Raw genomic sequence first — 9,162 nt, 5'->3', positions numbered from 1 at the left:
GCTATAATGCGGTAGGTGCCAATCCTCAGTATCAGTATAAATACAATGGAAAAGAACTTCAAATAGGAACAGGGATGTACGATTATGGTGCGAGATTCTATATGCCTGATATTGGGAGATGGGGAGTAGTGGATCCTTTGGCGGAGAAATACAGAAGGCATTCTACTTATAATTACGCTGTAGATAACCCTATAAGATTTATTGATCCTGATGGTCGTGGTGTTAATGATATTGTAATTAAGTATGGAAATAACGAATCAATACGGTTATCATCCGTTAATGATATTCAAAAACTAAAAGGGATTGACAATAGTTTTGTTAAATCTGCATATCAAGCTTTAAATGCTATGAGCAACCAAAAAGATGTGGTTGATGCGTTGAATAGTTCTAAAACGACTCAAATGGTAGAATCTTCAGTGACTGTTTTTAATAGTTCGGATCAAACAACTAAATGGAATCCAACTTTGGGAGGTGAAGGATTAACAACCGGAGAAATACTTTCACCGGCATCTTCATTAGTTCACGAACTTAACCATTTTAATCTCTGGAGTGTAGATGATGGTGTATCGCTCGATGCATACGATCAAACCCCTATTGAAGGTTTTAATAGTTCCTTATCTGAATATAAAGCTGTAGAAGCAGAAACTGCGTCAAATAATGGTGTAGCTGTAAGAAATAGTTATGATGATATAAAACCTGTTGTTACAGAAGGACCGTTATCGAAAACAAAAGTAAAAGATTACACTCTTCCAGATTCTATTAAAAAACAAAACGAAAGAAATAAACAGATTGAAGCGGAAATTAAAAAAACTATCCAAGGGAATTAATTAAATATTTTAAAAATGAAAATTTGTTATATATTTTTCTTTATCGGCTTATTTCAGCAAATATTTTCTCAATCCTGTAATTGTCCTATAGATAGAGGAAAAATTATAAAGGGTTATAAAAATAATGAGGCTCAACAAATATATAAAGGAACTTTTTTAAAGGAGAATCCTGATATAACTCCTGTTGATTTAACTATTATAACTAATAATGAGAGTGCTGTAGTAAGATCAATTGTGAATGGTAAAGTAGTTGATGTTGGTAGTGAATTAGATTATATTGCAATAATATATAATGATAATCAGGTTATTATTTATGATTTAATGAAAGATGTTGTTCTAAAAAAAAATGATATTGTAGAAAAAGGGACAATATTAGGTAAAGTCAAGTTAAATAGTTTTACTCCGAAGAATTATAAAGAAATTTTAAATTACGCTGGAGAAATCTATAGCATAAACCTTAGTTTTTATTACATTGATACTAAAACTAAGGATTTGATACACAATCCTATCTCTATGGATACAACTGCTTGTGAAACTATTATTTGTAAAAATTGCCAACCTAAAATTTATGGTATGTAGTTTTGCCCTCGGCTAGTGCAAGCTTCTCGCTTTTGTCCCAGATAAAACAAAACCACTGTAAAATTGCAGTGGTTTATTATTTGAGAAAACCGTTATATTTACCAATATAAGATCAGGTTTAAAATAAAAATGAAAAATACTCTAATTCTTCTTTTTTGTCTTTTTCTATGGAGTTGCAGTTCTAAAATTAAGCTAGGTAGATATAAGAACAAATGTTATTCTACAGATGCTCCCGTCAATATACTCTTCGTTGAAAAAAACAACAGGTTTGTTTTGATATATCCGAGTTCTGTTGAAAAGCTATCTGGAACTTGGTCAGCTAAAAATGATACTTTAGTTTTGAATGCTCAGTATCAAAGCTTTTTAGAAAATGAAAAAGATCGTACGATATTTAATGGGAAATATATTTACGGTATAAAAAATGGAAAGCTACTAAATCCAAATAATAAAAAATGCTATTTAAAATTTCAAAAATAATTTCAGAATATAATTTTAGACTGGCAAAGTTATAACACCCTTTTGGGTGTAAGCCTCCTGCACATCCCATAAAAAATAAAAACCACTGTTTTTTGCAGCGGCATATTTTTTAGATAAAACTCTTATATAAATTAACTGTTTCCAGCAAGTTTTTTAATTGTAGCCCATTGTTTTAGCGTAGTACGTGCTTCAGCGGCTGGGTAGCCAAGATAGGTTTTACCTGCGGGAACATTGCCCGCAACACCGGATCCGGCGCCTATAATTGCACCGCTACCAATAGTAGTGTGATCTTTAATAGAGGCACTTCCACCAATCATAACGCCGTCTCCCAGGGTAACACTACCAGCAAGGCCACTGTTGCCTGCCATAATACAAAATTTGCCCAGTACACTGTTATGACCTATCTGAACAAGGTTATCAATTTTACAGCCATCACCAACAATAGTAGAACTGAATTTGCCCCGGTCTACGCATGCACCCGCACCAATTTCTACCCAGTCGCCAATGACAACATTACCAATTTGTGGAATTTTTGCCAATCCCCTTTCTGGACAGGGCCTGAAACCAAAACCATCGGCACCGATAGTTGAATTAGGGTGTAATATCGTGTTTCTACCAATGTGACAGTTTTCCCGGATAACAACACCGCTCCATACTGTACTGTTTTTACCCACTGTGCTATGATCCAAAATAGTAGCGTTAGGGTAGATAGTTACATTTTCACCAAGTTCAACATGAGGACCAATGTATGTGCCTGCACCGATACGGGTACCTTTACCAACAATAGCAGTAGGATGCACCGATGCAGTAGGGTGGATATCTGTATCAAACTGCGGATGAAGGGGCGCAAACAATTCCAGAAGCTGACACATGGCAAGATCTGCATCATTAACTTTTATAAATGCCCTGTTATTACCAGGTTGAATAGAGATGTCATTATTGACAACAGCTACGGATGCCTTACTCCTTTCCCAAAGTTTCTCATATTTTTTATGACCTATAAAAGTAATTTGATGATTTCCGGCGAGCTCTATTTGCTCTGGAGAGGAAACAGAATGCGAAGTACTGCCCACTATATAACCTTTTAGTAGCGTATTGATTTCTAATACTGAAAATAATTTCATAAGAAGTTGTTTTTTTGTGTGATCCGTGTCGTAATCACGTGCTTCTGCAGGAAATTACCGTAAACTAAACAGGAAATTGATTAGGTTTAATGGTTGGTTTACATGGGAAGATATGTTAGTACAACGGTGAAAAGATACAATTATTTTAATATTAATGATTTTAATTGCTAATTTTTTTTGCAGGGCAGCAAATAAAAGTTCATTATCAGATTATTGTGTGTGTTTTTTAATTTGATATTTTCAAATATTAATTAAACTTATAACTACAATATAAAACGACATGTTTTGTCGTTGTGTGATAATAGATTTGTTCTGATAAAATGAGACGATATAGTAAAAAATAAATGACCAACAAAAATCACATTAAATCTCAGTAAAGAGACTTGTATATGTGTTAAAAAAAATTAAATTTGTCAGGCTATTTTATAAAAACTAATACTAACTTAAAACCAAATAGATGAAGAGATTCTATTCCGGTGCATTGACCTTATGCACACTTCTGGGGCTGTCTGCCCAGGAAGTATTGTGGCAGAAAGACATCAAGTCTTCTACACAGAATTTTCTAAGCCAGGTCACGACGACTATTGATCAGCAATATCTTATTTCAGGAAGCTCGATTCAGAGCACTAAGCTTCAGGCTGAAGGTAATAAGCAAAACAACGGCTACGATTTTCACTTAATTAAACTCAATCAACATGGTGAGCAGGTCTGGGAAAAATATTTCTCAGGACAGAATCATGACTACCTCTCAGCTTCTGTAGCCACTCAGGAAGGAGGGTTTCTTCTGGCCGGAACTTCTTATTCCGGAAAAGGATTAGATAAAAAAGAAGATTCCAAAGGCGGATCTGATATCTGGCTCATCAGAATCAATGAATTTGGAGATGAGCTTTGGCAGAAAACACTGGGAGGTTCTTCTGATGAGGAAGCCAGAGCTGTTATTCAAACTACGGATCTTGGATTTATTGCCGCCGGAAATGTTCAAAACTCCTCTAAAGGCTATGGATCAAAAGACGTTTGGATTTCCAGACTGGACAAAAACGGAAAGATTCTTTCTGAAACTGTTTTAGGAGGAAAAGGTCTGGATGAAGTGGAGAAAATGATTCCAACTAAAGACGGAGGCGCACTGTTGGGAATTTACTCGAGAAGCTCAGCTTTCAATATAAATGATAAAAGATCAATGATGAATGATGTAAAGCAGCCCAATAGAAATGGTGTGCCTTCCAATATCAATGATCATTTATCAATGATCAATTATTCAAAAAACTCTGAAAACTTCGGTGAAGGAGACTACTGGATCGTCAAGCTTGACAAAACCGGAAAAGTAGAATGGGAGAAGAACTTTGGAGGCAAAGGTGATGATCATATCAGAACATTGGCATTAACATCAGCTGGATATTTAATCGGTGGAGAATCCAGATCTGAAAGGTCAGGAAACAAAACGGTAGGAATTGAAGAAGGAACTGATTTATGGTTGATTTCTTTAAATGAAAGAGGTGATGATATCTGGCAGAAATCTTTCAATTTCAAAAACAGAGATATCTTAATGGGTATGAGTGTCCTTCATTCTGCAGATGAAAAATCTTCAAAAGGAATTCTTTTAGGTGGCTACACACAGGCAGAAGGAAAAATACAAACAGATGACGAAACATTCTGGATGCTGTACCTGAACCAAGACGGAAATGAAGAGTGGAGAAAATATGTCAAAGGAGAATCCAGAAAGAAAGAAGAAAGACTTTCAGATATTAAATTAAACAGAGACGGCTCCATCATTCTGGCAGGAACCAGCGCAGAAGAACTTGGAAAAGAGAACTGGAAGATTGTGAAATTGGGAGACAGTCAGATCAATAAGCTGATCGAAAAACAAGACATTAAAATTTATCCGAATCCGGTATCCGATTATGCTTACGTGGAAATAGGCTTTGACTTTAAAGAAGCAGATATTCTATTGTATGATATGGGTGGAAGACAGCTTCAGAGTTTGAAGACGAAGAATAAGGTGACGAAGTTGGGTACTCAGAATTTGATTCAGGGGGCTTATGTGGTGACAATAAAGACGGATGGGAATAAAATGGCGAGTACAAAATTAATTAAGAAATAGAAATATGAGAATCAGTGAAAAAACTTTTAAGCTTTTTGCATTTACTGCGTTAGCAAGCAATTCTTTATTATCTCAAGTGACAAATCCGCCGATCAATATAAAATCTCCTGAAGCATCAAGTTATGAAAAAAGAGGAAATATTCCGGTGAATAAATTTGCAGGAATGGCAGATATAAGTATTCCTATTTTCACACAATCTATAGGCGGCTATAATATAGATTTAAATCTACAATATGATTCCTCAGGCTTTTTACCAACAAAAAAATCAGGATACTATGGATTAAACTGGTCAATAAATCCTGGAGGCTTAATTACAAGAGAGGTTATAGGTGATTCGGATGATTACTATTTTTATGGTTCAAGTCAGATCAATGGTTTTTTGCAGGCTATCAAACTCAATAAAACTAACGAAGAAGTTTTTGCAGCCAATTATAATTTAGATAATTATCCTGTTTTAACTTCGTCAGGATTGAGGGCTGAAATAGAATCTGACAAATATTCATTTAACTTTTTTGGAGTTTCCGGATATTTTTATTTGACTAATAATGGTCTTCCTATCGTGTATTGCAACGATCCTAATATCGTAGTGGATATAAGTGATTATCAACAACAGCCAGTAGAGGACCTGACGGATTGTCGGCCATTATTTTCCGGGTTTAAAATATTTGATGGAAACGGAAATGTTTTTTTATTCGGGGGGCAAATGAACAGTCTTGAAATAAGCAGTAACCTTGGACAGGAACCTGTAGGTGGTATTGTCAGTGGGAATGGGGCTCCAAATATGACGATAACTTCCTGGTATTTGAGAGAGGTAGTATTTAAAGATGGAAAAAGGATCTCATATACGTACAATGATGATTTTGGAGTGGGTGAGGAGATGAATTACTGTAAGCGTAAAAATATGCTTCCATATCCCGCAAACATGAATGTTTCAGCTTTTTCTTTTGATATCAATAAATATGTGAACCAGATCAACACATCCTCCGAGAATAGCTTTGAAGGGAGTATAAATGGATCTCACGTAACTGGAAGCGGACAATCTTCTACATGGCAGAGCCCATATCTTTCATATAATGTGACTAAAAAAGTAAAACTACAAAAAATAAACTTTATTGATAAAGAGGTCTCGCCCGGTGTTTTTGACAATAATTATACGATAGAGTTTGAATATCTGAATACATTAAATGATTCTTACAGATATGACTATCTGGAAAAAATTCTGATTAAAAACAGATATAAAACTGTTAAAACTGTAGATTTTAGTCTTAGTCCTAAAGGCTCAGCAAGTAAAAGATGGCTTTTAACAAAGTTAAAACTAAACCAGGACGAATATAACTTTGAATATTATAATGACGGTTTCTTTCCTCCTGAAACAACCCGGGCAGTAGATTTTTGGGGATATTGGAATGGTAAGCCGGAGAATAATCCAATTATTCCTGCCTATACTTTTTCAAAAATTACAGGTGATTTAACGATAACAGGAGACAGCAGGAATTCGAATCCAGCATATTCTGACGTCGGTATCTTGAAAAAAGTAATATACCCAACAAAAGGAACCACTGAGTTTATTTATGAACCTCATGATTTTTCATATAAAATTGCTAGGAATTCCACCACTGATTTTCTACCACAGGTCGTAGGCTCAACTGGTACAACAAGTGGGCTGAGAATAAAAAGAATGATAGATACTCCCAATTATGGTAGCCCGATTATTCGTGAATTTAAATACCTTCAGAATAGGAATAATAGTACTGCAGGTTCTTCAGGAATCTTAAAATCAAATTATGATTTTTTCACATATACACAGTATACTCAAAACTTTCCTGCTGCCCAACAAAATATTAAACGTATAGTTGAGCAAGGATCCAATATAGAACAGAGCATTTTCTCAAAACAAAATATGGAATATAGTAAAGTACAGGAATATTTAAATGGCTCTTTGTATAAAGAATATATATTTACCAGCTCTTTGTGGTTTCCTGATTATGCTGATAATTTGCTGGTGAATACAAAATTTTTCCTTTCAAACTACAGTAATATAGTTTTGGAAAATTATCAGAAAAACTCGAAAGTTTTTTTTATTGATAATAGCGACAAGAGAGGAAAGCTAAGAGAAGAAGTTTTCTTTAAAGATAATAATGAAATTCGCCGTATAACGACAGATTACAAAACCCTGCCTTTTCATCCATATTGTAAAAATATAATTAAAGGAAACAATGTGACAAACAATTGCAATTTTAATACAGATAAAGATTACACGACTAAAGTTAATCTTATAAAAGGGATTTGGGTTCAAAAAAGTAGAGTTCGTACCATGCCGTTTGTTGTTGATGTTGTTAGTGATGAAAATTATCTGTCTAACGGAAATTTTGTTCAAAATACGATTTATAACTATTTGGACAATAAGAGTCTGAGTGTTTCTCAAATTCAAAAAGCAGAGCTGAGTGGAGAAGTTATCTATAAAACATCCTACTCGTATCCATCTCTACCAGGAGATTCTAAACTTGTACTCAAAAATATGGTGTCAACACCTTTAAAAGTAACGAATGAACTGGAAAAATGGACAAGTAGTGGGTTTGTTTCAAAGGAAACGTCAAAAACACTTACAGAATACGATAATGATCCTGCTAATTTTAATCCAAAATCTATATCTACCTATGACTTATTGACGGGAGTAGCAACAGCAGAAATTGTCTATGACAAATATGATTCCAAGGGCAACATACAGCAATACACCACAAGAAACGGAGTTTCAACCACTATCATCTGGGGTTATAACAAAAGCCAGCCTATTGCCAAAATCGAAGGAGCTAAACTCTCAGATATTTCTCAGTCATTAATTGACAATATCGTTAATGCTTCAGACAATGATGGTCAATTAGGTACTGATGCTTCAGAGCAGTCTATGGTTACAGTATTAGATGCATTCAGAAATAGTTCTGCATTATCAGGTTTTCAAATCAGTACGTATACTTATAATCCATTAATTGGTGTGACCAGTATCACCCCGCCATCAGGAATCAGAGAGTTTTACATTTATGATACTGCCAACAGATTGAAGGAGGTTAGAGAGAATAGCGCTACTGGAAAAATTATTAAAGAATACCAATACAATTATAAAAACTAAACACAGTCATGAAAAAGATAATTATTCCCATCGGGGCCTTGCTGATGGCTCATTCAGCTCATGCTCAGCTTACCCAGGGAGAAAATTATGTGTATTCCAAATCTTATCTTGATTATAATATCAGCGGACAGCCTACAAAAACGTCTGAAACCGTACAGTATATGGATGGTCTTGGAAGACCTAAACAGGTCGTTAATGTAAAAGCCTCGCCTTTAGGAAGAGATGTCGTTACTCATATTGAATATGATAGTTTCGGAAGACAGGTCTATGATTTTCTACCCGTTCCTCAGAGCGGAACACAAAATGGAGGGATTGTCCCTTTATCTTTGGCGAATGCTACCCAGCCTGATATCTATGGTTCTGAAAAGATCTTTTCAGAGAAGGTACTGGAAAATTCTCCTCTCGACAGAATTTTGGAACAGAAGCAGGTAGGAAATGCCTGGAGTAATAAACCTGTAAAGTTTGAATATGGTGTTAATATAGGAAACGATGTATTTAAATTTGTAACTTCTACCGTTTGGGAGAATAATGCTACAAAATCCAATTTGAGTCCGCCATCTGCATATGCCGCCAATACATTATACAGAAATGCCGTAATAGATGAAGATGGAAATAAGACCTATGAATATAAGAATGGAAGAGGGCAGACCATTTTGTTAAGAAAAATGATATCCGATACAGAATATGCAGATACCTATTATGTTTATAATGAATATAACCAATTGGCATTTGTCATTCCTCCCAAAGCCATCAATCAAACCATTACAGATACCTTATTGAATGATTTATGCTATCAATACCGTTATGACGGAAGAGGGAGATTGGTAGAAAAGAAGCTACCGGGCAAAGGTTGGGAATATATGGTGTACGATAAAGCAGACCGGCTACTTCTTACCCAGGACGCCAATATGAGAGCTTCGGGTAACTGGT

The 9,162-nt window shown here is 35.1% G+C and carries 7 protein-coding genes; 6 read left to right on the top strand and 1 reads right to left on the bottom strand.

The window, feature by feature from the left end; translation table 11 throughout:
• The 3 genes from LC419_RS23255 to LC419_RS23245 all read left to right on the top strand — a co-directional run.
• The coding region (locus LC419_RS23255; protein ID WP_223609599.1) for an RHS repeat-associated core domain-containing protein at positions 1-827 on the top strand (827 nt) is incomplete at its 5' end.
• 15 nt (positions 828-842) lie between these two features.
• Positions 843-1,406: a M23 family metallopeptidase gene (locus LC419_RS23250; protein ID WP_223609598.1), complete on the top strand. Its 564-nt coding sequence runs from the start codon at positions 843-845 to the stop codon at positions 1,404-1,406.
• Between the two features lie 129 nt (positions 1,407-1,535).
• Positions 1,536-1,883, top strand: a complete 348-nt coding sequence (locus LC419_RS23245; protein WP_223609597.1) for a hypothetical protein — start codon at positions 1,536-1,538, stop codon at positions 1,881-1,883.
• 131 nt (positions 1,884-2,014) lie between these two features.
• Here LC419_RS23245 and lpxD read toward each other — a convergent pair whose 3' ends face one another.
• A complete protein-coding gene (gene lpxD, locus LC419_RS23240) occupies positions 2,015-3,007 on the bottom strand; it encodes a UDP-3-O-(3-hydroxymyristoyl)glucosamine N-acyltransferase (RefSeq protein ID WP_223609596.1) in 993 nt (330 codons plus the stop codon).
• Between the two features lie 457 nt (positions 3,008-3,464).
• Here lpxD and LC419_RS23235 point away from each other — a divergent pair, with 457 nt between their 5' ends.
• From LC419_RS23235 to LC419_RS23225, 3 genes are all read left to right on the top strand, one after another.
• Positions 3,465-5,105 (top strand): T9SS type A sorting domain-containing protein, encoded by a 1,641-nt coding sequence (locus LC419_RS23235; protein ID WP_223609595.1) that lies wholly within the window; start codon positions 3,465-3,467, stop codon positions 5,103-5,105.
• A gap of 4 nt (positions 5,106-5,109) precedes the next feature.
• Positions 5,110-8,232 carry a hypothetical protein gene (locus tag LC419_RS23230; RefSeq protein WP_223609594.1) on the top strand — a complete coding sequence of 1,041 codons (3,123 nt, stop codon included), beginning with the start codon at positions 5,110-5,112 and terminating at the stop codon, positions 8,230-8,232.
• A gap of 8 nt (positions 8,233-8,240) precedes the next feature.
• The coding region (locus LC419_RS23225) for a DUF6443 domain-containing protein (protein ID WP_223609593.1) at positions 8,241-9,162 on the top strand (922 nt) is incomplete at its 3' end.

Origin of the sequence: Chryseobacterium sp. OSA05B, assembly GCF_019970065.1 — a bacterium.
In the GTDB taxonomy this organism is placed as follows: domain Bacteria; phylum Bacteroidota; class Bacteroidia; order Flavobacteriales; family Weeksellaceae; genus Chryseobacterium.
Note: the sequence above shows the minus strand (reverse complement) of the source record. Positions and strands in the feature narration are given on the sequence as shown.

Excerpts from the sequence above, each read along its gene's own strand:
- LC419_RS23245 (WP_223609597.1), top strand. The coding sequence starts at position 1,536 with ATGAAAAATACTCTAATTCTTCTTTTTTGTCTTTTTCTATGGAGTTGC.
- LC419_RS23250 (WP_223609598.1), top strand. The coding sequence starts at position 843 with ATGAAAATTTGTTATATATTTTTCTTTATCGGCTTATTTCAGCAAATA.
- lpxD (WP_223609596.1), bottom strand. The coding sequence starts at position 3,007 with ATGAAATTATTTTCAGTATTAGAAATCAATACGCTACTAAAAGGTTAT.
- LC419_RS23230 (WP_223609594.1), top strand. The coding sequence starts at position 5,110 with ATGAGAATCAGTGAAAAAACTTTTAAGCTTTTTGCATTTACTGCGTTA.
- LC419_RS23235 (WP_223609595.1), top strand. The coding sequence starts at position 3,465 with ATGAAGAGATTCTATTCCGGTGCATTGACCTTATGCACACTTCTGGGG.